The sequence below is a fragment of the Bacillus sp. NTK034 genome (assembly GCF_017303275.1).
Lineage (GTDB): Bacteria > Bacillota > Bacilli > Bacillales > Cytobacillaceae > Cytobacillus.
The window spans coordinates 39,168-63,750 of the sequence record NZ_JAFKOJ010000012.1; the positions used below are offsets into that span (position 1 = coordinate 39,168).

Below are 24,583 nucleotides of genomic sequence, written 5' to 3' on the forward strand. Positions count from 1 at the left end.
CGCCTGCATTTACTCTCCTACTTTTCTTTTTTCAAGGCTGAAAGTACCGGCTTTTTCTCTTCCTTCTTTTCCTCATCTGATACCAAATCCTTTGCCGCACTTTTAAACTCCGTTAAGGTCCGCCCAAATGCCCGCCCGATTTCAGGAAGCTTGGATGGCCCAAATATGATCAATGCAATGACAAGAACGAGAATTAAGCCTGGAATGCCAATGTTGGAAATCATCTTCTCACCGTCCCGTTAATGTAATACCTTTTCTCGCTTTTTCTTAAGCTGCTTTTCATGTGCCCTTGAATGAGCGTGATGGCGATCTTCCTCCACCTCAGCAGATATTCGAACTCCCTGAGGGACAGCTGTAGCCGAAACCTGCTTCAAGCCAGCCTGGTCTTTTTCAAAGACTAAGGATGCTCTCGTTGATATATCCGCCCCAGGCTCTGTTACGAAAGGAAGCACCCGATAATCTGTACGCCATTGCTCTGGTGTTACCCGGCAGCGGACATAGCCTCTATAATTATTAAAGAATTTAATATGCGGATTTTCTGCAAGCGTCTTTTCCGTATCCGCTCTCACATCTGATCCGTTTCCTCCTGATGTGATAGAGGTTCCGACAAATTCGGCCCCAATCAGCTTTGCATTTGGATCATTATAGTTTGTTAGAATATTGGAAGCCCAGCTTGCATGTACATCTCCAGTCAGAACAATTAGGTTTCCGATATTGTTTGAAACAGCAAAATCAGCCAAACGCTGCCGGGCAGCAGGGTAACCATCCCATGCATCCATGCTGAACTTCGGCGAAGCCATAGTCCCGAAGTTTCTCTGGGCAAAGAACACCTGCTGTGCAAGGACATTCCAATGCGCATTGGAACTGGCAAGATTGCTTTCAACCCATTTTTCCTGGTCATTGCCGAGAAGAGTGCGGTTTGGATCAAGGGACTCCGGCGTATGCGGCTTGCTGCCATCACCATTTGCCTGATCATCACGATATTGCCGGGAATCAAGCACAAGGAATGACGCCAGGCTGCCATAGCTGAATTCCCTATACAGCTGCATACCATCACCATTTGGCATGGAAGATAACCGGAGAGGCATGTGCTCATAATATGCCTGATAAGCGGCTGCACGGCGTTTTATAAATGCTTCAGCTGACTGGCCTTTTTCCGGAATCCCTGCTGCATAGTTATTTTCCACTTCATGGTCATCCCAAGTTACCACCCAAGGGAAAGCAGCATGAGCTTCTCTCAGATGCGGATCAGATTTGTACTGAGCATGGCGGTTCCGATAATCTTCAATAGAGATAATTTCCGGTCCGCTATGGTGGCGGACATTTCCTGTTGGTGAAATATATTCATTTGGTCCATATTCATATATGTAGTCGCCAAGGTGAATGACAAAATCCAAATTTTCCTTTGCCATATGCTGATAGGCAGTAAAAAATCCATGTTCATACTGCTGGCATGAAGCAAATGCAAATGATAGCCCTGATACTTTGGCACCCGCAGCAGGAAGTGTCTTTGTTTTGCCGATTGGGCTTAGTTCATTTCCACATTTAAAACGATAATAATAAACAGTGTCCGGCATTAAGCCTTCTGCCTCCACATGCACAGAATGCGCCAAATCAGGTACTGCAATTTCTGTCCCGCGTTTAACAACTTTTCGGAAATGTTCATCTGCAGCAAGTTCCCATTTAACTGGCACAGCATGAGAAGGCATCCCTCCTCCAATAAGCGGTTCTGGTGCAAGCCTTGTCCATAAAACCACACTGTCCGAAAGAGGATCTCCTGATGCCACACCGAGGGTAAAAGGATATTTGCTGAACTTAGGAGAAGCCTCAACTGTTAGATTACCCACACCTAATGATTGCGCCATAGCCAAGGCAAGAGAAAAACCGGCAATTTTCCCTGCACCAGATAGAAAGCTCCGGCGGTCAATGTCCCTCTTCAAGTTCTCTTCATTAAACTTCTTGATTAAATCATCAATCGACCTATCATTGTTCATTTTCTTCACCTCTTAATTCAAACTGGATTCACAATTGATTATAAGAGGCTTTTTTTAAAGCAATATGAAGATATGTAAAGGAGGATGACAATATCTCTGCCAATTTTAACAGGACTTTTGTAAGGATATGGATATTTATTCAACCGATATTCTAGACTTGCGGTCAAAATACCTTTGTACCTCTGTAACATTTGTCCCAACTATTTTTACAATTTATACATAGAATATTAACGAATCCTGTCAAAATCTTTTAGTTTACTAATCTATAAATAGTGGTTATGATGATAGTTATAATCTTGAAAAGGGGTGAGGGAATGAAAAAAATGAAGATAATGCCATTTTTAATGCTGTCTGTATTTTTAACCTTCCTCATCACCCAGTACCCTGGGGTCCATTTCAATGATATTCCAATGGACCAAAGCAAAGCGGTAACTGTTTCGGACTTTTCCGAGAGCTTTCTAATAAAAGATGATCCTAAAAAACATATTTTCATACAGGGTATAATTTCTTTAGCCATCACAATCCTAACCATTATCCTTTTTATATACAGTGCCCTGCACATAATCGCCCGCAGGAAGAAGATATTCTATAATCCCATCTTCTACGAGGCGAATTATGTAATCCACACTCCTTAATTGTCCAACAAAACAATTAAAGGAGGAAACGAATAATGTGGATTCGATTCTTAATGATTGGGTTATTTTCATTAACAGCTTCCAGCCTGTTCTTTTATCAGGGAATGGAAATGTATCATGCTTTCACAGATTTCTTTAGACAAAAATAAGAATTTGGCATCCAGGGACTCCCTGGGTGTTTTTAATGCTTCTATCATGGGGAACCTACCTTTCTGCATTAGTTTTCTTCGTCCCTTTTCACTTCTTCTGGGGCACTACTCATTCTTATTAGATCACTTCACTCCCGCTTGCCTCTTCTCAAAGGCACTATTCATCCTTTATCAGTTCCCCTCACTCCCGCTTATCTCTCCCCAAAGGCCCTATTCATCCTTATTAGTTCCCTTCACTCCTCATACCTCTCCTCAAAGACGCTATTCTCCCTCATTAGCTCCCTTCGTTCATTTCATACTCTTCCCGCAGACACTAATCCTCAATAGCATCTCGTGCCATTTTCACTTCGTAACTCAGCTCCATAAAAAAACACCCGGCCATTTTTACTCCCAGGCCGGGTGTACTCTCTTACTGTGCTTTTGCATATTTATCGTCTATTTTCTTTTCAATTTTTTCAAGCTCCCGGCTATCTTTTAAAAGCTCCTCTTTATTTGCCTTAATCATTTCAAGCATTGATAATTTTTTCTTTTTCATTTCTGCTCACCTTCTCTCATGATGTCTGTAATCTCCTGGATGCTGGATCTATTTTTTTTGACAGTGCATGGTGTCTGTCACCTAAAATACAATCGTCTTATTTCCATGCACAATGACTTTGTCTTCCACATGCCAGGCGACCGCCTGAGCGAGGACCTGTCTTTCCACATGCCGTCCTGCAATTTTGAGATCCTGTGCAGTGTGTCGGTGGTTAACCCGCTGGACATCCTGCTCAATGATCGGGCCTTCATCCAAATCATTCGTTACATAATGAGCTGTTGCCCCAATCAGCTTGACTCCGCGGTTAAACGCCCGTGCATAAGGATTGGCTCCCACGAAGGCTGGCAGAAAGCTATGATGGATATTGATAATCCTGTTTGGATATTTGGAAATAAAGCTGGGCGAAAGGATCTGCATATATCTTGCCAGTACAATGAAATCTACTTTTCCATCCAGCAGCTCCACCGTCTTTTGCTCGGCTTCAGCTTTAGTGTCAGGCGTAATCGGAACATGATGATAAGGTATTCCGAAACCCTCCACCACTTCCCTCATGTCGGGATGATTACTGATCACCAAGGGAATATCCACTTCAAGCTCCTTCGATTTCCAGCGCCATAGCAGCTCCAGCAGACAGTGATCCATCTTAGAAACAAATATGGCCATCCGCTTGCGCTCGCCTTTGCCGCTTAGCTTCCACTCCATTGAATATTCACTGGCCATTTCAGGCAGATCCTCTTTCAGTTTTGAAAAGGACTCATCAAAATGGTTCATATCGAATTCAATCCTCATAAAGAAGATGCCTGCCAGCGGATCGGTTGTGTGCTGGTCAAAATGGACAATGTTAGCCTTATGCTCCAGCAGGAAATTGGAGACTGTGGAGATAATGCCAGGCCTCTCAGGACAGGATATCAGCAATGTCGCCCTGTTTGCATTGATATTTGTATTCATATAGATTCCTCCATCTGCTTTTCCCGAAGCTGCCATCCATATAAAAAGGACAGAAAAAGGCGGCTTCTTTATCCCCCTTCCCTGTCCTTTTACCTGAGAGTTTAACCCCTTTGGTGTCGCAGGATTCCTGCGCGCTCTCCAGAGATGCGTCTGACTGCGGTCTGTCTACCTGAGAGATTGGCTTCAAGGGTATTTTTGAAGCTTGCTCCTTCGGTGGCTACTGAATGCTCTCTCCCGCAGCCGTCATTCGCTCAATATTTTTGTTATTTTCAGAATAATACATTATTTGCACTATGTCAATCGAACTGCGTTTCTTTCACAAAATTGCCACAATTAAAGCCAATTATGATTCTTTCAATGCCGATTTATAATTTGGTCTTGAATAAATGGCAGAAAAAACAAAAAAAGCTTGAAGACAAAGTCTCCAAGCCGTTTCTATACAGCCGCTTTCGGTTTCGGCTCCTTTTTCTGCCAGGCAATCGTGATAAACAATGTAACGATCAATAAGGCCAGACCGAGAACAAACGGATAAGTTATCCGGACATCGTAGAGTACACCTGCAATCGTCGGCCCAAGCACGTTTCCAATACTCATATAAGCATTGTTCATACCCATCGCAAATCCCTGCTCATTGCCGGCCATTTTTGAGATTAGCGTGGTTAAAACGGGACGCAGGATGGAAGTAGCAAGGAAAATGATCAGTGAAATAACGAAGAAAAGCGCATAGCTGCCTGCAAACAGTGAGACAAGGAATCCTGACGCTGCAACAGCTAAAAAGATATTCAATACCTTGCCTTCTCCGAATTTATTAACCACCCGATCGACTACAAATAACTGAACAATAACACTAATGACCCCCGTTGAAGTCACCATAATGGCAATTTCCTGTGGAGTAGCAGCAAACTCATTATCAAGGTACAGCCCCAGCACAGATTCATACGCCATTAGCCCAAAGCTCATCACCAATGTAATAACAAGCGGAATAAAATATGGCTTCTTAACAGACATTGCCAGCTTCTTGACCATCGGTTCCTCTTCAGGCATCTCTCCTGGCACCGTCTGCAATGTGCTGCTTTCTTCGAGGAGCACAATTGAAAAAATAACAGCCACTAGAGATACAAGCGCTGAAATCAGAAATGGCATTTTCAAGCCGAAGTCTGCCAAAAATCCGCCAATTCCAGGCCCAACCACAATTCCAAGTGACATCGCAGCTGAGACAAGGCCATTCCCCTTTGCACGCTGCTCCATGGTAGTAATATCAGCAATGTAAGCAAAAATAGCTGGAATCAGCAAGGCTGCCCCTATGCCTCCAATGACACGTGAAAAGTAAAGCAGCCAAATGGAATCTACTGCATAAAAGACAACCATGGATAGTGTCAAACCAGCTAACCCGTAAATAATCATCTTTCTGCGGCCATACTGGTCAGCCCATTTTCCAGCAATGGGAGAAAAAATCAGCTGGGCACCCGCGAAAATGGCAATCATCAGGCCTGCTGCCGTTCCCCCCTGATTAATGGATTCCAAATAAGCCGGCAAAATCGGAATAATAATCCCAAAGCTTCCAATCGCAATAAACATATTGATCATCAATATGATCATCTTTTTCTTTTGATCCCCAGACATAGCGGATACCCCTCCTTCTATATGTGAAAAATTTACATTATTTTTTTCGGCACGCTAAATAGCTTATAATGAGACAGGCTGCTTTGTCAAAGGAAAAATAAGAGAAGCTCCAGCATGTGCTGAAGCCTCTTATATTCACCCTTAGAATTTGTCCGGGAATTGCTTCACAACTGCATTTGAAATGGCATCTGCCATCATGATAATATGTGTCACACCGTCATCAATAGAAACAATTCTGGCATCCCAATCCTTAACAAGGCTCGCTGTTAAATCATCCGTCACTAATTCGAGATACGTGTACAGCAACTTTTTAACATCTTCATTTTTCAGATTAGGATTGGCATTGCTTATAAAAGCAGCCATATCATCGGCATTGCGATGCCATTCTTTGTTCAGCTGATTCACTTTGGCGCCTTGCCCGCTCTTGGCAGCTTCCACAATATCTCCTGCAATAACTATATGCTCCTTAAGCAGTTCTGTAAGCTTATTTCCTGCAGCATCTCCATAATAGGGCTTTATCGAATTGCCGATATCCTCCTGGTTTTTCAAGAGCCTTGCCAGAACCTGTTTCTGATCCTCCGCCCCGGCTGTTGTAGCACTTGTAATATAATTGCTTGTCCATAATACATGGTCGATCCATAATCTGCGGAATTCATTTTCAAACTTAACCTCTGATTGTGTGATACACGGTTTCTGTGCAGCTGCATTGCCTGGAGCTGCCAGCATATTCAGCGGAATCATCAGCATTATTCCCAGTATCAGTAATTTCTTCATATCCTTTTCTCCTTCCAGATTGAAAAAGTTTCCTTCTTATTTTGATTATCTTAAGATTTTTCATTCCAAAAAAATAAAGCTCGAGGCTAGTGCCCCAAGCTTTTTCAATCAAACGTTTGATTTATTTGCATATAAAGCCTATTTACTTTCAGATAAATCATTTTACTTTCGTTTAAACAGATTTACTTTCGGATAAATCATTTTACTTTCATATAAACAGCTTTACTTTCGGATAAATCATTTTACTTTCATATAAACAGATTTACTTTAGGATAATGATCACACAGCTGCCACCGCAGCAAAAAACTCATTATAAAGCGCCTGTACCGCGCGTTTTTCATCCACTGCCTGTACGCCAAACATCATGCTCACTTCAGATGAGCCCTGATTGATCATTTCCATATTGACTTTCGCTTTAGCGAGGGCTTTGGAGGCGCGGGCCATTGTTCCGATGTTTTGGCGCATCCCCTCACCAACTACCATGATAAGCGACAGGCTGTGCTGGATTTTCACCTCATCCGCGTGAAGTTCACGTTGAATACGTCTCAGAATCTCTTCCTCCATACCATCAGTAAATTGGTTTTCCCGAAGAATAATGGAGATGTCATCAATTCCTGACGGCGTATGCTCATAGCTGAGGCCATACTCTTCCAAAATGGTCAGCAGCTTCCTCCCGAAGCCTACTTCCCTGTTCATTAAGTATTTGCCGACGTATATGCTGCAGAATCCCTGATCACTGGCAATCCCGATCACAGGTCCGTTTGTGTTAGCGCGCTTGTTCACAATCCTGGTGCCAGGAGCAGATGGATTATTCGTATTTTTAATCTGCACAGGAATACCAGCCCTGAATGCCGGCACAAGTGCTTCATCATGCAGGACGGTAAAACCTGCATAGGAGAGCTCCCGCATTTCGCGGTATGTCAATTCTTTGATTTCTTTAGGACTTTCCACAATAAATGGATTTACCGAAAATACAGCATCCACATCTGTAAAGTTTTCATACAAGTCCGCTTTGGCTGCCCCAGCCAAAATGGAACCTGTTACATCCGATCCGCTTCTTGAAAATGTGAACACCTGCCCTTCCCTGCTATATCCAAAGAAACCTGGAAAAATGATAATCCCGTCCTGTTCCCTTAAGGAATATAGATTCTCATATGCCTCAGGAAGAACCTGTGCATTTCCGGGCTCAGGGCTTACAAGCAATCCCGCTTCATTCGGGTTCACATACCTTGCTTCTACTCCCTGCTGCTGAAAATATGCTGCAACAAGCTTAGCGTTATTATCCTCGCCGCTCGCCTTAATCAGATCCATAAAAACTTCAGGATCATCTGTATCGCTGGAGAGCCTTGTAAAAAGATCCTCCCTAATTATATCTTTAATTTTTGGATCAAGCTCCAATTCATCAGCTATTTGGCCATACCGATCCAATACAGCTTCAGCCAAATCATCAGCTGCCTCCCCCTGATTCCGTTTTTCTGCACATGCGATTAATAAATCAGTAACCTTATTGTCTGCTGAAAATCGCTTACCAGGAGCCGAGACGACTATTATCTTCCGCTCTGGATCTGCATTTACAATATTGAAAACCTTCTCGATTTGCTTTCCGGATGCTAAAGAAGATCCTCCGAACTTCACGACTTTCATTCTGACATCTCCTAATCTCTGAAAATTTAATCTTTATTTTACTCTTATCCGCAAAGAAATCAAGAGAAAATTCTATCTGAAAAACACAGATGTTCACCATAAAAATACACAAAGGTATGTAGATATATTAAATATGATTAATTAGCGTGATTATATCGCTTAATATTATTATTTTAGAAAAATAAAAGAAAACGCTTACAATATATAGTTTATTTTATGCCGTTATGCTGAATTGCCTAAAGCAAAAAACTATTAATATTATGGTTTTTCCCATTCCAAAACGGGGTATATGTTAAGGATATTTATATAAAGAATTCAATCGTAAAAACACGGGAAGGGAAAAAGTCTATGGGAATCCTAGTTGTGGACGATAATCAAGCCAATTTGTTTGTCATTCAGCATATATTAAAACGCGCCGGATATAAAGACCATTTAACGTTTTCTTCTGCAAAGGATATGTTTCAGCATCTTCAGGGATATTCACCTTTCTCAGCTGATATAAAAGCAGACATTATCTTAATGGATATTATGATGCCGGAGATGGATGGAATTGAAGCATGCCGGCGGCTTCAGCAGATTCCGCATTTAAAGGATATTCCGGTGATTTTTGTAACTGCATTGGAAGATTCAAATAAAGTAGCTGAGGCACTAGATGCGGGCGGAACTGATTATGTTATGAAGCCCATAAATAAAACGGAACTGCTTGCCCGGATTCGTGCTGCTTTAAGACTTAAATATGAAAAGGACTGGCATAAGGAGCAGGAAAATAAAATCAAGAATGAATTGGATTTATCCATGCAGGTTCAGACCAGCATGCTGAGTGAGCCGATTTATCATGAACATACACTGTTAAAGGCTTCCTACCTGCCGGCCAACAAACTTGCAGGGGATATGTATTACTGGCACCAAATAGATGAACACCGCTTTGCTGCCATCCAGCTGGATATGATGGGCCACGGAATTTCAGCATCCCTTGTATGCATGTTTATCTCTTCTGTACTAAGGGATGCTATCAGAACATGCAGCGATCCTGAATACGTCATGAAGGAACTAAATCGGTGGATGAACTCCCTTAATCAGCGCAATCAGCGGATTCCATATTATTTTACAGCCATTTATCTCGTCCTTAATAAAAAAGACAAAACCGTCGAGTATGTAAATGCCGGACATCCAACCGGATATGCACTCACAGATAAAAAGGAAATGGTCAGTTTAACCAGCAATATGTGTGCAGTAGGCTTTTTTGAAGATATTACGATCCAAAAAGAAACAATTCCCTATATAGACTCCATCCAGCTGCTCCTGTTTACGGACGGAGTAGAAGAAGCAGTGGAACAGAATAATCTTAACCCTTGTGAATATCTTCAGCGCTTCGCATCCTTCCATTGGAATGCAGCCCGAACAGCAGAACCAATAGATATGATTTTGACTAAAGAGCAGCAGGCAAGCGCCGATGATGATATGTGTGTTGTTCTGGTTCAGGCAAATTAGTTACATAATATTTTTGCAAAAAAACAGAGTGCAGTCCCTCAAATAGGGCCCGCACTCTGTTTTTCTTATGCTTGAGCGGTCTTCCTGAAAATCTTTTCCTGCAGGTTGATTTCTTCAAATACGGGCACTTCCATCCTCAGCGCTTCCTTGCTTCCAAGTCCCAGAAAACCTCCCCTGCTAAGGCTTTCATTGAAAAGATTAAAAACATGGCTTTGCAGATCAGTGTTAAAATAAATCATGACATTGCGGCATATAATCACATGAAATTCATTAAAAGAACCATCGGTCACCAGATTATGCTGTGCAAAAACCATTCTATCAAGCAGGGATGAATTCAAATAAGCTGCTTCACAATCGGTAGTGTAGTATTCAGAAAATGATTTTTTTCCGCCTGCCATAATGTAATTCTTTGTGTAGAGCTGCATTTTTTGCAGAGGGATCATTCCGCTCTCAGCCTTTTTCAGCACCTTTTCATTGATGTCTGTGGCATAAATTTTAGTTCGTTCCCCCAGACCTTCCTCCTCCATCAAAATAGACATGGAATAGGCTTCCTCTCCAGTCGAACAGCCTGCATGCCAAATTCTGATCTCAGGCAATTCTCTGAGCATCGGGACAGCCTCATTTCGAAAAGCTTTAAAAAACGAAGGGTCCCGGAACATTTCGGTAACATTAATTGAAAAATCGCTCAGGACCTTTTGCAGATATCCATCTTCATGTATAACCTTCTCTGTGAGGCTTGTTATGCTGGGCAGCCGATCCCTGCTAATGCGATTTTGTATCCTCCTCGCAATAGAAGAGCGCATATATTGCCGGAAATCATACCCGGATAAACCGTAAATGGCCTTTAAAAGTAAATCTATCTCTAATTCTTCCTTTTTCAATTCTATCCATTCCTCAACTTTCGAGAATAAAATTATGGTGACAGTGTCCGTATGTCAGGACTGGTGCCCCCCGGGTTCCTTCTATGAAAGCCACACCCTCATTACGGACAGCAGCTGGTCCAGTTTTAACGGCTTGCTGATATAATCTGTTGCACCAGCTTCCATGCACTTTTCCCTATCGCCTTTCATTGCCTTGGCAGTAAGGGCAATGATTGGAACATCCTGATGCCTGTCCAGCCCGCGAAGCCTCTTCATGGTTTCATAACCATCCATAACCGGCATCATAATATCCATCAGCACAATATCAATCTTTTCTGTACCCATTATTAAATCCAGGCACTGCATCCCGTTTTCTGCTGTAAGGACATTCATGCCTTCTTTATTTAAAGCATTTTTCAGCGCATAAATATTTCTGTGATCATCATCTACGACTATGACTGTTTTATCTTTAAGCTCAGTACCTGTATGCTGATGCTCTGCTTCACTAATTCCTTCAGCAGCTGGGGGTTCTGCTGCCTCAGACACTTCCTCCAGAGGTTCAGCGGTTACAGCTGCTTCTTCTAAAGCAAGCGAACCTGCCTCTATATCAGGCATGCCGTTTGGCAGATTAGGAATGACCAGTGTAAAGCGGCTTCCTTTTCCTTCTTCACTCTCCACTTTGCAAATGCCGCCGAGCAGCTGGGCAAATTCCTTGGAGATGGACAATCCCAGGCCCGTTCCGCCATATCTTCTCATCGTGGCTCCATCAGCCTGCTGGAAGGCTTCAAAAATCAGCTGCTGCTTTTCCGCTGGAATGCCAATACCTGTATCCAGCACTGTTACTTTAAGCCAGTCATCTGTATAGGTGGATAGCGGCAAACCAAAGAAATCGCTCTGTGCGGCTTTTTCAAAAGTGACTGCTACTGAACCTTCTTCCGTAAATTTAAATGCATTTGACAGGAGATTTTTCACAATTTGCTGGAGCCGCTGCTCATCGGTATTGAATACAGGCGGCACTTCTTCTGAAGAGCTTACAGTAAACTCAAGGTTTTTATGCTTTGCCACTTGTGTAAAATGCTGCTTCATACGTTGCGACATTTCACCCATATTGACTTCCTCAAAGCTTATCTCCAGTTTTCCTACTTCTACTTTTGAAAGGTCCAGAATATCATTGATCAGGGTAAGCAAATCCTGTCCGGATGTATGAATAACCTTGGAAAACTCCTTCTGTTCCTCAGTGAGGATTTGATCCGGATCTTCTGCCAGCATCTCTGATAAAAGCAATATGCTGTTAAGCGGCGTGCGCAGCTCATGCGACATATTTGCCAGGAATTCTGACTTGTATTTTGAGCTTAAACTCAGCTGCTTTGCTTTTTCCTCCAGCTCTTCCTTGGCAGCCTGAAGTTCTTCGGATTTCATTTCCGCATCTCTGGAGCGCTCTTCAAGCTGTTCATTAATCATGCGCAGCTCTTCGGATTGACTCTGCATTTCTTCAGATTGGGCCTGCAGTTCCTCCGACTGGGACTGCAGCTCTTCAGCCTGTGCCTGAAGTTCCTCTGTCTGTGCCTGAGATTCTGCCAATAAGCGTTCGATCTCCATTCTTCCTGAAATATTGGTAATGGCTATTCCTAATGTATCAATTACTTTTTCCAGGAGCTTGATCTGTGCATCAGTGAATTGCCTCAAACTTGCCAATTCCACAACTGCAACGACCTCATCTTTGAGCATGACAGGTGCCATCATGATGCTTTTCGGCCTGACATCTCCCAAACCGGTTGATAGGACCTTGTAATCCTCCGGAACATCTTGAAGTAATATTGTTTTCTTATCCCTGACTGTTTGCCCTGCTATTCCTTCTCCGGCAAAGAAAAAGTCTCTTCCTGCATCTTCCGCTCCATCGGCATAAGCAGCTTGTTTTTTAAATACAGGTTTGCTTCCGCTGTCATCCTTCACATAAATTACTCCGAGATTGGCTCCGGCAGCAGGTGCCACCCTAGAAATAAAATCATCTGCCAAATTCCCTATGGCCACATGCTGGCTATAGATGCTTACTAATGCAGCAGACTGGCTTTGAATCCAGTTCTGCTCACTGATTTCAGCCGAATAGCGCTGTTCTTTTTCGTAATAATTCTCCAGTGAATCAGCCATAGAGTTGAAGGCTATCGCGATTTCACCGATCTCATCTTTTGTTTCGATATTCAGCCTTGAAATGGAAGAAAGGTCTTGATAATCAATATCCTTAATTCCCTTTGTAATTAAGCTGATGCTTCTGCCTGTACTTCTAATCACCCAAACCGTCACTCCGACGATTAAAATAATAGCTATTGCAACCGCAGCAACCAAAGTCGATACTAACTGATTATACGTTTCATTTGCACTTTCCAGGGAATCAGCCATGATGGATTCCTGATATTCTTTAAATTCAGCCAGCTTAACCAGAAGAGAGTTTCGGTTTTCCCTTTCTTCCCTGTACAGATCTTCCAGGGAATCCAGATCTCCGCCTCCCATTAATCCAATGAAGCTGTTTTGCATTTGGGCATATGATTCATATGCCTGTTCTACTTCCTTTAATAGCAGGCTCGATTTCTGTCTATTTAATTCATTTTCCAATTTCAAAATCCGGGTTTGTATCCCTTCATGGTTTGCCTCAATCAATTCAGCCGTCATGGCTGGATCTGCCGATTCTATGTCGGTGAGCACACTCAGCAGCTGCTGATCTGTCTGGTAAAAAAGCTGTCTGATCTCTGTAGCCTGGTTTACCTTATAATAGCGATCCTCCACAATTTCCAGCATGTTCGCCTTCATTCCATTCACCATAGACAGAATGACAAACATTAGAATAAACATAAAAAATACGGTTAGGCCCAAACCCATTATTTGCTTTCCCTTAAAACTCACCTGTTCTCTCCTTCTTTCCCCCAATTTTTCTTTATCTTTGTTTCCGATTTCAAGTTCATGTTCACGTTTATGAGTTTAAGATTTTAATAGACTAGCTTCTTTACCCTTATTCGTTATAAATCAAACCTGTTTTTTCTATTTTTTTCATAAAAAAAAGGAAGGAAAACTCCCCCCTAATTTTCAACGATATTCCTTAACTTTTCCCCCTGCTGAAGTCATCCATTCAAACTGGCGCAGCTTCAGGTCAAATAGTGTCAGGGGATCCTGGTAAATCTCAGGATTTTTGCGCATATCGCTTAAAGCTTCTTTATTATCTGCAATGTCGGTATAGGTCTCTTCAACCGTATGATTCAATACATCAAACGGATTTCTGAAAAACATTTTAATATCCCGTTCAAGTGATTTCTCGAAAAGCTCGAATTGCTGCATGAATTTATTGGTGATGGATTCTGCGATCTCACTATAGTCTTCATGTTCAATGAACTGTTTATATTTATTATGGAGCATGGCTTTATTCTGCTGGATCGCACCAAGCAGCTTGCCTGCACTCTTCAGCAGGAACTGCGATGGCGAAAAGCGGTTTAGAATGTTCGCCTTTTCCAGCTGAACACTTCCCCGTGTCATTCGATCCGCGTCGCGGCGCCAGTCATCCAGAACCCTAAAGTCACAGCCAAGCGAGATTTTCTCCTCGCCATATAGCTCATTGAAGCTTTCGCTCATTTCATCCAGATATGCCTGGCTGCTTCTGAACTCTCCTTCACTTTCAGCAATCCACTCCTGAATGGAAACATGGAAATCCGGCAAAACCGTCTCTTCAATATATTCATGTACCCGATTATTCATTTCGTCATTGAGTTCTGTGTGGATTTTTCCAAAATCACTGTCCTCTGTCACCATTTCAGAACAATTCCGAAGCAGTTCCGGAATCTTTTTCTCAAGATCCTGTCTCATTTTATCTTTAATTTGGCTGTAGGACTTTTTAATTGTCCGGACCTTTTCTTCTTCCATATCACTCAGCTGATTGTTGGCACCCTTAAGTTTTGTTACCATTTCTTCGTTCCATTTAATAGTATCAATCAAGCTGTTTTCCATCTCTACGCGTTTTTCAAGAAGGAATTTGATCGATTTTTTAACATAGTAAAGAACCTTTGCTGTACGCTCTTCTTTCCGGTCCCCTCGATCCACCATCGACTTGATAAAGACTGCTAAATCTTTCAGCTGGCTTTCGCTTTCATAATACGCGGAGAAAGCAAACACCTTTGCTTTTGGAAAGTAGGTATGCACACGGGACTGAGTTTCATCAAGAAGATCCATGGCATCCTGGCTGTCTGGAATCCGGTCCATTTTACTGAGAAGGAAATGAATAGGCAATTCCGGAGCCTGCTCTCTCATTCTCACAGCAAGATCCAGCTCTTTATCTGTCAGAGGCGAATCCGCATTCAGGACAAACAGCATGCTGTCTGCGAAATGCAGATATTGGAACACACCATTTCTGAACTTGCTTTGCCCCGCAAGACCAGGCGTATCAATGACAGCAAGTCTATTATTCTGTAAAAAGCCGAATGGCATTTTGCATCGTATAAGCGTCTGCTGGCTTTTTTCTGCGCTTTGCCTAAAGTCCTCCAGATCAGAAATACTCCGCACTTCCTCGTCCGTAACGGCATGAATTTCCGCTTCATCACTATCCTTGAACAGCACTGAAGCAGAAGTGGAATCTCCCATCAGCTCTTCACCGAGAAGAGTGTTGACAAACGAGGATTTCCCATTTGAAGCCGCACCGGCAATCAGCAAATGCCCGGCATCCAAATCAAGGAGCTCACGGACCATCCATTCAAAGCGTTCCCCCATTAGCACGCCCTTTTCCTTCGCCCATTTCATGACATTTTCAAATAGCTTGAAGCTTTCCTCCAAGCTATCCTGAAAGCGAACAGAGCGATTCACAAGGCCCTCTGCCTCGCTGACAGCTGATGAATCAATGTTGGACGGGAAAATTTCGCTCCACGCCAGCACTGCCGAAGCCGAAACAAGGGAATGCGAAGGTGCAGCTATTTTCACCCAGTTAGTTATATGATTCGGTATCAGGTGTGATAAGTCCCGGATTAGATGCTTACCGCTGATTAATTCAAAATAAGTATCCTTGTAAAGCTCGGAAAGCAGGCTCCATGTATGTGAGCGCCCTGGCTCCATATTCAGGAGAAGATGGTTAAATTCTTTCAGCCATGAGAAATACAGATCTGATTTCTTGTAGCTATTCCATAGAGCCGCTGATAAACTTTCAAAATGAGCCTCGTCCACACGGTATAATACCGCAAGCGCCTCACTGAAATAGTTCGGCTCCGTTTTAACTGTCCGCCCCTGCTCCACATACGAGTGAAGAACTTCAAACCAGGATATGGATTCCGTCCTGATTGCTTCATTGACAGCCAGCTCCACTGCATTTCCCCAATCGCTGTGTTCTTCAAAGAATCCGCGTGCCAGATCGGTCACATCCGGATAATCCGGATTTAATCGAACCGCATCTTTAATGGCTTCTACAGCAAGTTCAAGCTTGCCTCGCTGTATGTAAAGTGAAAACAGCTGAAGGAGCACTTCGGTTTTCAACACCTCTGAATCTGTTTCAATCGATTTGTAAAAGTCCTCCGCATTTGAAAGCAAATCCAATTCAAAATAGGCATCAGCCATATTTTTCTGTGCCCATGGCCCCAATTCATTCGGGATGCTCTCCCATTTAAAAATGGCCGCTTCATAATCCTTGTTAAGGAAATACACCTCACCCTGGGCGAAACGGATATTGGTTAAATCGGGCACTTCGTTCTGCTGCTCAGCCACATACAGTTCACCCAAAACCCTGATCGGATGCACATTTTCATTAGATCCCATGAAGGTCTCGTAAAAGGTTTTGCTGATTAGCTGCTTCTCTAAAGTCATCTTGATCCCCCGCAGTGCTATTATTAAAAGTGTGCCTAGAGGCACCGGCTTTTAAAAGAGTTTATTGAACAGCCTGCTGATTTCCTAATATCATAGGGCTTTATCAGCATGCTTTTATAAAAAACGCATAATGCGCCAATTTTCATCCTTTATCCTTATATTGTAGCAAAAATTTTTCTGCAAAAAATTTCATTTCTCTATCATTTTTGAAACATTGCTGTATTCCTGTGTAATATTCTTAATGATTGGAACCATCTTTACTTTATTAATACCACCCCAAATCAAAATAAAAACTGGCAGACAGAAATATATATTCCTGTCTGCCAGTTTTCATTCTTCATTAAGAGGCTTGCTGCGGGCGGGCGGCTGAGCGCCGTCTGCCATAAAGGACTGTAACAGCCATGCCAAGAATCAGGAACACACTTGATATTTGGAACAGTGCTGCCGTTTCCACAAACTGTGCAAGCACCCCAAACACAAGGCCGCTTAGTCCAATGCCAAGGTCGATGGATGAGAAGAACATTCCATTTGCCACACCCCGGCGGTTGGGTGGTGTCATCGACAGCGTCCATGACTGCAGAGTAGGAATCAACGATCCAAAGCCAATCCCGAACAAAATTCCGCTTATGATAATAAACAAATTCGAATGAGCGAAAGAAAGTACCCACATGCCAATAAAGGTCAAGAACGTGCAAAGCAGTACAAGTCCCTTTGGCCCACGCTGGTCAAACCACTTTCCGGCAATTGGCCTCGAAAGCGATGCCATGGTCGCATTGAACAGGTAGAAAAGGAAAATCTGATCAATGCCGCGCTCTTCTCCAAAAATTACGATGAACGTTACGATGGAACCATACCCAAATGTCACAATAATCGTAATAAAGGCAGGAAACCAGCTGGATTTTTCGATTAATGAGCCTAAGTAAGAAAATTTCAGATCCTCTTTCCTTGTTTCCAGAACAGCTGCAGGCGTTTCGTAGCGAACAATGGATAGGAGGCCGATGGCAATTACACCAAGTACACTCGAGATATAAATAAGGTTGGTAAAAGAAGTAATCTGATATAGATAGATTCCAAGACTCGGAGCGATGATCATCCCGATCGTAACGCTGAGGCCATAGTAACCCATTCCCTCTCCAAGACGGGAATTAGGCACTACATCTACAGCAGCCGTCCCATTCACAGTTGTTGACCATCCCCAAGCGAGCCCGTGGATGAATCGGAACAGCAGAAAAATCATCACCACGCTTGACAGCGGATATATAACCGTTATGGCCAGAAGCGCCGCTGCCCCAATCAGCACCAGCTGCTTCCTTGCTCTATATTCAAGCATGAATCCGATGAAAGGTCTGCTCAAAACGGCTCCAATCGAAAACAGTGCCGTAACAAGCCCAATTTCAAGACCAGTTGCTCCTATGGACTTTATATATGGAGGCAGTGTCGGAATCAGCATCTGAAACGACATAAAGACAAATAAATTTCCGACCATCAGCATAATGAAAGACTTTGTCCACAAAGTCTCTTTAACAGCCTTTATCAACTGCATCCCCCGCTTTCTTTTTATCTCCAGAATAAATCAGTTAATTATTTCGCATCACTAAATACTACTATAACTGATTGAAAAAAGGAACGGGAATTTAGCATCACATCAAGGTGCAGAACTTTATTGAAACAATGAAAACCTTCTATATGCAGTACATAAAAAAGGGAGCCAGATTAAGCTCCCCCGTCACCCCTGCAGACTGCTTGTTTCCAGTACCCGCTGCAAAAAATGCAGTGTTCTTTCGATAATGATGTCCTGATCGTTATCCAGTGTTGCCACATGATAGCTGTTGTCCAGGGTGACCAATTCCTTTGCAGCTGATTTAATGCTGCTGTATATTTCCTGCGAATTGGAAGGCGGAACTACATGATCTTCTTTTGAGACAAAAATCAGCGCAGGACAAGTCACTTTTCCTAAATCGGCTTTGACCTTCTTCATCAATTCTGTTATTTCACCAAGCGATTTAACCGGTGTCCTTTCATAGGCAAGCTCTTTTATATCAGGGTTTTTAATGTCTGAACCAATTGCATCAAGGAAGCGGACATCCAGGCTGGCTGCTTCAGCCATATCAGAAATCTCAATAGCTGCATTAATCGGGATAATCCCCTTAATCTCCGGATATTTCTCGGCCATATACAATGTCAGGGTACCGCCCATCGACAGACCTGTAACAAATATCGTACTGCAGCGCTCTTTCAGCCACTGATAGCCTTCTTCAACAGAATGAATCCAATCCTGATAGGTCGTTGTTTCCATTTCTTCATAATGAGTGCCGTGTCCCCGCAGCCTTGGGCCGCAGACCGTATACCCTGCATTTGCATAAGCTTCCCCTAGCGGACGCATGCTTTGTGTTGAGCCCGTAAAGCCATGCGATACCAAAATCCCAATCTCATTTCCTTCATAATAAAAAGGTTCTGCGCCTTCTAAAATAGGATACTTCTCAGGCATGTTCCTTCCTCCATTCAATAGGTTATTTCCTATTAAGAGATATTCTTTTACTATTCCTCTATCCCTCCTTATTTGAAAGCATTTAACATTTTTGTAAAACTTCGCATCCAGTCTTCAGAAAAACTTTTTTTCCAGCATCGACTTGTTTATAATAGATAGAATGAATATAGAAATTAGCAGCATTGCCCTATAAACAAAAAAGCAGGCATTAGGAGCGCAGCTAAGGGAAGTTTCGCTTTATTTTCCTTCCCGATATTATTAAAATAAGTACTAACTACATAAACAGAAAGGCTGATACCGGTTTGGAAAACAATTCAAATTTTATACGAACGATTATTAAAGAGGATCTGGAATCAGGAAAGCGCAAAGAGGTCATTACTCGTTTCCCGCCTGAGCCGAACGGTTATCTTCATATCGGACATGCCAAATCGATAGTCATCAACTTCGGCCTGGCAGATGATTTTAATGGCAAGACAAACCTCCGTTTTGATGATACGAATCCGCTAAAGGAAGATCAGGAATTTGTGGATGCCATTAAAGAGGATGTTAAATGGCTTGGCTACGAATGGGAGGAGCTTCATTTTGCATCGAATTACTTCGAGGAAATGTACAACCGTGCAGTTCTTTTAATCAAGAAAGGAAAAGCATATGTGGATGACTTAAGCCAGGAAGAGATCCGTCAATACCGCGGAACGCTGACAGAGCCTGGGAAAGAAAGCCCATACCGAAGCCGTTCAGCTGAAGAGAATCTTGATTTATTTGAACGCATGCGTAAAGGTGAATTTGAAAACGGAGCAAAGGTTCTCAGAGCAAAGATCGACATGTCATCACCGAACCTGAACTTGCGCGATCCGGTTATCTATCGTGTTTCACATGCAACTCACCACAATACGGGGGATACGTGGTGCATCTATCCGATGTATGCATTTGCCCACCCGCTTGAGGATGCAATCGAAGGAGTTACCCATTCCTTATGTACAACCGAGTTTGAAGATCAGCGCCCGCTATATAACTGGGTTGTCGCAGAGTGTGAAATGGAAAGCACGCCGCAGCAAATTGAGTTTGGCCGCCTAAATATTTCTAATACAGTTATGAGCAAAAGAAAATTGAAGCAGCTTGTGGAAGAAAATTATGTAGATGGCTGGGATGACCCGCGCATGCCGACGATTTCCGGTCTAAGACGCAAGGGCTATACTCCGGAAGCAATCCGAGAGTTCGTAAAAGAAACGGGTGTTTCAAAAGGGTCCGGTGTAGTGGATGAGGCCATGCTTGAGCATTATGTCCGCGAAGACCTGAAATTGAAAGCCCCTCGCACAATGGGTGTGCTTCGCCCATTAAAGGTTGTGATCACAAACTACCCGGAAGATCAAACTGAAATGCTTGATGCGGAAATCAATCCGGAAAATCCTGAGATGGGCATGCGCCAAATTCCTTTCTCGAGGGAGATTTATGTTGAGCAGGACGATTTCATGGAAGATCCGCCGAAAAAATATTTCCGCCTCTTCCCTGGCAATGAAGTACGCTTAAAGCATGCATACTTCATCAAGTGCAACGATGTCATCAAGGATGAGGATGGCAATGTTGTTGAGCTGCAGTGCACATATGACCCTGAAACGAAGAGCGGAACAGGTTTTACCGGCCGAAAAGTAAAGGGTACGCTTCACTGGGTGGATGCAAAGAGTGCCATTCCGGCTGAATTCCGTTTATACGAGCCATTGATTCTTGACGAAGATGCCGATCAGAATGCTGAGGCAGACACAGATGATGCTGCTGAAAACGATGCGGAAGGGAAAACGTTCCTTGACTATGTGAACCCGAACTCACTTGAAATTGTTCATGGTTTCATTGAACCTAACATGAAGGATGTAAAAGCCCAGGATAAATTCCAATTCTTCCGTCATGGCTATTTCAATGTCGACCCGAAACACACATCAGCAGAAAAACCTGTTTTTAACAGGATTGTATCGCTGAAGAGTTCATTTAAGTTAAAATAATTTCTAAGCTTGAGGAAGGTTTCCTCAAGCTTTTTTTGTAAACACTGCTCTTATACACAGCTACCTTCCGGCTTGAAAATGTGGTAAGGTTTAAAAGGTAAGCATTTACATAAGGAGGAATAGCAAAATGGCAAATCAGCATGATCCAAATACATTACCGCCAAAAACATGTTCCGTAGACCGAATGGTCACAGTTAAAGAGGATGTTGAGAAGGTTCTTGCAGGAAAAAAAACAGCCACACGCCGTAATGGCAGATACGCTGATATCGGGGAAATCATGACACTTGAAGGCCAGGACTTTGTTGTAGATAAAGTTTATTCCCAATCCCTTGGTGAGTTAACAGACGATCATGCCCGCCAGGAAGGTTTCGAAAGCTTGGAAGACTACAAACAATCCATTCTTTCCATGCATCCGGGAATGCCGTGGCTTCCGCAGATGCGTGTATGGGTTCATGAATTCAGCGCAGTGAAGAAGTAATCTGCCGGGATGGACATAATGTACCGCATACTGCTGTACCTCCATGTCAGCAGTGCCATACTTTCTGTTGGGCCATTTTTTGTTCTGATTCCAATCGTCAATAAATTGGAATCGGCCGAGCCCGGGGTTCAGCAGGCATACATAAGCATCTTCAGGACATCCGTGCGCCTTGTCAAACATGCAGGACATGTACTTGTAGGCTCGGGTGTCCTTCTTATCGTGTACAGCCACTGGGCTTGGACGACATCCTGGATCGTTGCGACACTGGCTGTAATGGGAGGTTCCGTCTTTTTTCTCGCCCGGGCCTTCTCTCCCGTTCTGAAGAAATTTGATGAGCCTGGAGCAGATCAGCAGTTTCTTGTCAGGAAGCTTACCCGCTCCGTCTGGATATATCTTTTTCTATTAATGCTCATGCTCTGGTTCATGGTGGCCAAGCCTGTGCTTTGGTAAGGATAAAAAACAAGCGCTCATGATGTGCGCTTGTTTTTTTATGCATGGATAAATCCATATTTTCACGGTTTTATGCAGCTTTTTTTGACCTTTGCTGAAGATGTGGTAACTATCATGTGCTTTGATGCCGCTTCTTTTGCCTTTTGCTGAAGATGCGGTGTCTATAAAATAGCATTATACGAACTCTGTGCCGATAATCAGAATTTCCACATGCAACTAACTTATTATTTCAAAAACCTTTCCGGAAAGTCTGTCATAATCACTTCGACTCCGGCATTATTTAACAATCCGCTGCGGGTTTCATCATTTACGGTATATACCCGCAAAGGAAAACCCGCTTCTTTTGCTTCTCTGCCAAACTCTGATAAAGCAAATCCCTCTTCACAATGAATGCTGTTTGCCCCGATGCTTTTTGCGATTTCGAGTATGTTTTCAGGGATGCCTTCAATCAAATAGCCTGTCTGCAAAGTGGCATGCAAGTTCCGGACTCTCTTCAGACTCTCTGCATTGAAAGATGATATTATGACACGCTTTTCCAATCCATATTTAAGGATAAGGTCAATTACCTTTTCTTCCATCCCGGGATATTCAATCAAATCATTTTTCAATTCAATATTAATCAGCAGTTCGTTGCCCTCCATCACTGCCCATTTTAAAAATTTCTCCAGATCGGGGATTGTTTCTCCGGCGTTCACATCCGCAAACCAGACATCAAGCTGAAGGATTTCTTCAAAGATCATGTCCTTAATATAACCGGTTCCGCCCGTCGTTCTGTCCACCTTTTCGTCATGAATGATCACAAGCGTACCATCCTTCGCCATCTGCACATCCAATTCAATGCCATCTGCTCCTGCCTCCAAAGCAGCCTGGAATGCGGCCATCGTATTTTCCGGAAAATGTCCACTGGCGCCGCGGTGTGCAAAGACTTTTGCTCTTTTATTCAAATTATCTCCTCCTATATCAACAACATTTATATATATTCTATTCTACGGCCTGCCCCAAAACCATTTTTTCATCCTCAGAATAGCCGCTCAAGTTTCACTTCGCATCCAATTCCCTTATAATGAAAACTATGAAACTTCTTTCTTCTCAGAACGTATTACAAGATATTCATACATAAAAACGAATTAGGAGTGAAATCTGTGGGAGTTCGATTGAGCAAGGGACAAAAAGTAGATTTGACCAAAACTAATCCTGGTTTGCAGGTTGTGGTGGCAGGATTGGGCTGGGATGTCAGCCATAATCAATCGCAATATGACCTGGACGCTTCAGCATTTTTAACAGGTGGATCCGGCAAAGTGCAAAGTGATAGTGACTTTGTGTTTTATAATAATCCATCCGGCGGAAACGGATCGATCCTTTACAGCAGTGATAACAGAACTGGTGCCGGTGCAGGGGATGATGAGCAAATCCGCATCGAGTTAAATAAGGTGCCGCAGCATATCCATCGAATTGCTTTTACTATTACCATTCATGATGCCCAGATGAAAGGTCAGAACTTTGGACAAGTTTCCAATGCCTATGTGAGAATTTTTAATGCCATGACAAACGAAGAGCTTATCCGCTTCGACCTTGGGCGCGATTTTACTGTTGAAACAGCCATCGTCGCTGCGGAGCTTTACCGTCACAATGGCGAGTGGAAATTCAATGCCATTGCAAGCGGATTCCAGGGCGGATTAGCTGCTCTTTGCCGCAATTTCGGCGTTTCCGTAGATGATGAGCCCGCTTCAAGTCCGCAGGCGTCATTCAGCCAGAGTCAATATCAGCAGCAAGCCCATTTTGGACAGCCAGCTCAAGGATTCAGTCCACAGCAAAACCAGCAGCCATATAGCCAGCAGGCACAATCAGGCTACAGCCCGTCGTCCTTTGGCCAGCCTGCCTACAATCAGGCTTCTTATAACACTCCACCTTCGCAGCCATCTTCATTTGGAGGGCAGACAGGTATTGGGCAGCCGGTTCAGGCTCAATCCTATACTGATGGAAATATTGCCTGCACCCGCTGTGGATCCACTAACATCCGCACCGGCCAAAAAGGATTTGGCCTTGGAAAAGCGGCGATTGGAGGACTCATCCTTGGGCCTGTAGGACTTCTTGGCGGCTTTATTGGAAAAAATCAGCTGAAGCTCACCTGTAATTCCTGCGGCAATTCATGGTCGCCTAATCAGACAGATTACGCACAGTGGGCAAATGATCAAAAGCGGCGTGCCCAGGAGCTGTTTACACGATTCAAGAGCCAGGATGTCATGGACGCCGTTGTAGCTTCATGTGCTCTTGTCGGCATGGCAGATGGCAGGCTTGATCCATCTGAACGCCAAAAGATGGTCGAGTTTGTAAACAGCAGCCAGGAATTAAAAGTATTTGATACGCAAAAAGTGATACAGCAATTCAATATGTTCGTCCAGCGGATTGAGATGGATCCGATCATCGGCCGGGCCGAAGCCTTCAAAGCAGTTGGCCGGGTAAGAAATAAGCCTGAGATTGCCCGCCTTGTAGCCCGTTATTGCATCGCGATCGGTTATGCTGATGGGAACTTTGATCAAAATGAAAAACAGGCTGTTACAGAGATCTGCATGGAACTCGGATTAAACCCTCATGAATTCCTATCTTAATATGTGAAATTCCTCAGCTCTGCCAAAATGCGGCAGAGCTTTTTTTTGTATTTATTCCCTTCTCCTCCTGAATATGCCGCATACA

The 24,583-nt window shown here is 43.3% G+C and carries 19 protein-coding genes and 1 riboswitch; of the genes, 6 read left to right on the forward strand and 13 right to left on the reverse strand.

The features are described from left to right. Window positions 1-17: 17 nt before the first annotated feature. Entirely contained in the window at window positions 18-224 is a 207-nt protein-coding gene (locus tag JI665_RS24985) for a twin-arginine translocase TatA/TatE family subunit (RefSeq protein ID WP_206845324.1), read from the reverse strand. Between the two features lie 15 nt (window positions 225-239). Further along, window positions 240-1,994, reverse strand: coding sequence for an alkaline phosphatase D family protein (locus JI665_RS24990; RefSeq protein ID WP_206845327.1), 1,755 nt, complete (start codon window positions 1,992-1,994; stop codon window positions 240-242). 314 nt (window positions 1,995-2,308) lie between these two features. On the opposite strand from JI665_RS24990, the gene JI665_RS24995 reads away from it, so the two are divergent. Then, window positions 2,309-2,629, forward strand: a complete 321-nt coding sequence (locus JI665_RS24995; protein ID WP_206845330.1) for a hypothetical protein — start codon at window positions 2,309-2,311, stop codon at window positions 2,627-2,629. Window positions 2,630-3,187: 558 nt separating this feature from the next. Here JI665_RS24995 and JI665_RS25000 read toward each other — a convergent pair. From JI665_RS25000 to JI665_RS25020, 5 genes are all read right to left on the reverse strand, one after another. After that, on the reverse strand, window positions 3,188-3,313 hold the full coding sequence (locus JI665_RS25000; protein WP_019380090.1) for an FbpB family small basic protein: 126 nt from the start codon (window positions 3,311-3,313) through the stop codon (window positions 3,188-3,190). A gap of 81 nt (window positions 3,314-3,394) precedes the next feature. Then, on the reverse strand, window positions 3,395-4,261 hold the full coding sequence (gene purU / locus JI665_RS25005; protein ID WP_206845332.1) for a formyltetrahydrofolate deformylase: 867 nt from the start codon (window positions 4,259-4,261) through the stop codon (window positions 3,395-3,397). A gap of 147 nt (window positions 4,262-4,408) precedes the next feature. Further along, window positions 4,409-4,508: riboswitch (glycine riboswitch) on the reverse strand. A 188-nt stretch (window positions 4,509-4,696) separates the two neighbouring features. Further along, window positions 4,697-5,884, reverse strand: a complete 1,188-nt coding sequence (locus JI665_RS25010; RefSeq protein ID WP_206845334.1) for an MFS transporter — start codon at window positions 5,882-5,884, stop codon at window positions 4,697-4,699. Window positions 5,885-6,025: 141 nt separating this feature from the next. Further along, window positions 6,026-6,658 carry a glycosyltransferase gene (locus JI665_RS25015; protein WP_206845339.1) on the reverse strand — a complete coding sequence of 211 codons (633 nt, stop codon included), beginning with the start codon at window positions 6,656-6,658 and terminating at the stop codon, window positions 6,026-6,028. A 279-nt stretch (window positions 6,659-6,937) separates the two neighbouring features. After that, entirely contained in the window at window positions 6,938-8,302 is a 1,365-nt protein-coding gene (locus JI665_RS25020; protein ID WP_206845342.1) for an aspartate kinase, read from the reverse strand. Window positions 8,303-8,650: 348 nt separating this feature from the next. Here JI665_RS25020 and JI665_RS25025 point away from each other — a divergent pair, with 348 nt between their 5' ends. Then, the gene (locus tag JI665_RS25025; RefSeq protein WP_206845343.1) at window positions 8,651-9,793 is read left to right on the forward strand and encodes a SpoIIE family protein phosphatase; all 1,143 of its coding nucleotides are present in this window, start codon (window positions 8,651-8,653) and stop codon (window positions 9,791-9,793) included. Window positions 9,794-9,858: 65 nt separating this feature from the next. On the opposite strand, the gene JI665_RS25030 is transcribed toward JI665_RS25025, so the two are convergent. The 5 genes from JI665_RS25030 to JI665_RS25050 form a co-directional block, all read right to left on the reverse strand. Beyond that, entirely contained in the window at window positions 9,859-10,674 is an 816-nt protein-coding gene (locus JI665_RS25030) for a CheR family methyltransferase (protein ID WP_206845344.1), read from the reverse strand. An 81-nt stretch (window positions 10,675-10,755) separates the two neighbouring features. Beyond that, window positions 10,756-13,551, reverse strand: a complete 2,796-nt coding sequence (locus tag JI665_RS25035) for a response regulator (protein WP_206845345.1) — start codon at window positions 13,549-13,551, stop codon at window positions 10,756-10,758. Window positions 13,552-13,731: 180 nt separating this feature from the next. Beyond that, the gene (locus JI665_RS25040) at window positions 13,732-16,479 is read right to left on the reverse strand and encodes a dynamin family protein (RefSeq protein ID WP_206845346.1); all 2,748 of its coding nucleotides are present in this window, start codon (window positions 16,477-16,479) and stop codon (window positions 13,732-13,734) included. Window positions 16,480-16,819: 340 nt separating this feature from the next. Further along, complete coding sequence (locus JI665_RS25045) at window positions 16,820-18,022, reverse strand: MFS transporter (RefSeq protein ID WP_206845347.1); 1,203 nt, start codon at window positions 18,020-18,022, stop codon at window positions 16,820-16,822. A gap of 183 nt (window positions 18,023-18,205) precedes the next feature. Then, the gene (locus JI665_RS25050; RefSeq protein WP_206845348.1) at window positions 18,206-18,967 is read right to left on the reverse strand and encodes an alpha/beta hydrolase; all 762 of its coding nucleotides are present in this window, start codon (window positions 18,965-18,967) and stop codon (window positions 18,206-18,208) included. Between the two features lie 302 nt (window positions 18,968-19,269). On the opposite strand from JI665_RS25050, the gene JI665_RS25055 reads away from it, so the two are divergent. The 3 genes from JI665_RS25055 to JI665_RS25065 all read left to right on the forward strand — a co-directional run bounded on the left by JI665_RS25055 (window position 19,270) and on the right by JI665_RS25065 (window position 21,889). After that, window positions 19,270-20,961 carry a glutamine--tRNA ligase/YqeY domain fusion protein gene (locus JI665_RS25055; protein WP_206845349.1) on the forward strand — a complete coding sequence of 564 codons (1,692 nt, stop codon included), beginning with the start codon at window positions 19,270-19,272 and terminating at the stop codon, window positions 20,959-20,961. A gap of 127 nt (window positions 20,962-21,088) precedes the next feature. Further along, window positions 21,089-21,439 (forward strand): ASCH domain-containing protein, encoded by a 351-nt coding sequence (locus JI665_RS25060; protein ID WP_206845352.1) that lies wholly within the window; start codon window positions 21,089-21,091, stop codon window positions 21,437-21,439. A 9-nt stretch (window positions 21,440-21,448) separates the two neighbouring features. Beyond that, window positions 21,449-21,889 carry a hypothetical protein gene (locus tag JI665_RS25065; protein WP_206845354.1) on the forward strand — a complete coding sequence of 147 codons (441 nt, stop codon included), beginning with the start codon at window positions 21,449-21,451 and terminating at the stop codon, window positions 21,887-21,889. Window positions 21,890-22,113: 224 nt separating this feature from the next. On the opposite strand, the gene JI665_RS25070 is transcribed toward JI665_RS25065, so the two are convergent. Next, window positions 22,114-22,833, reverse strand: coding sequence for a glycerophosphodiester phosphodiesterase (locus JI665_RS25070; RefSeq protein ID WP_206845359.1), 720 nt, complete (start codon window positions 22,831-22,833; stop codon window positions 22,114-22,116). Window positions 22,834-23,031: 198 nt separating this feature from the next. Here JI665_RS25070 and JI665_RS25075 point away from each other — a divergent pair, with 198 nt between their 5' ends. After that, on the forward strand, window positions 23,032-24,498 hold the full coding sequence (locus tag JI665_RS25075) for a TerD family protein (protein WP_206845362.1): 1,467 nt from the start codon (window positions 23,032-23,034) through the stop codon (window positions 24,496-24,498). The last annotated feature ends 85 nt before the right edge of the window (window positions 24,499-24,583 follow it).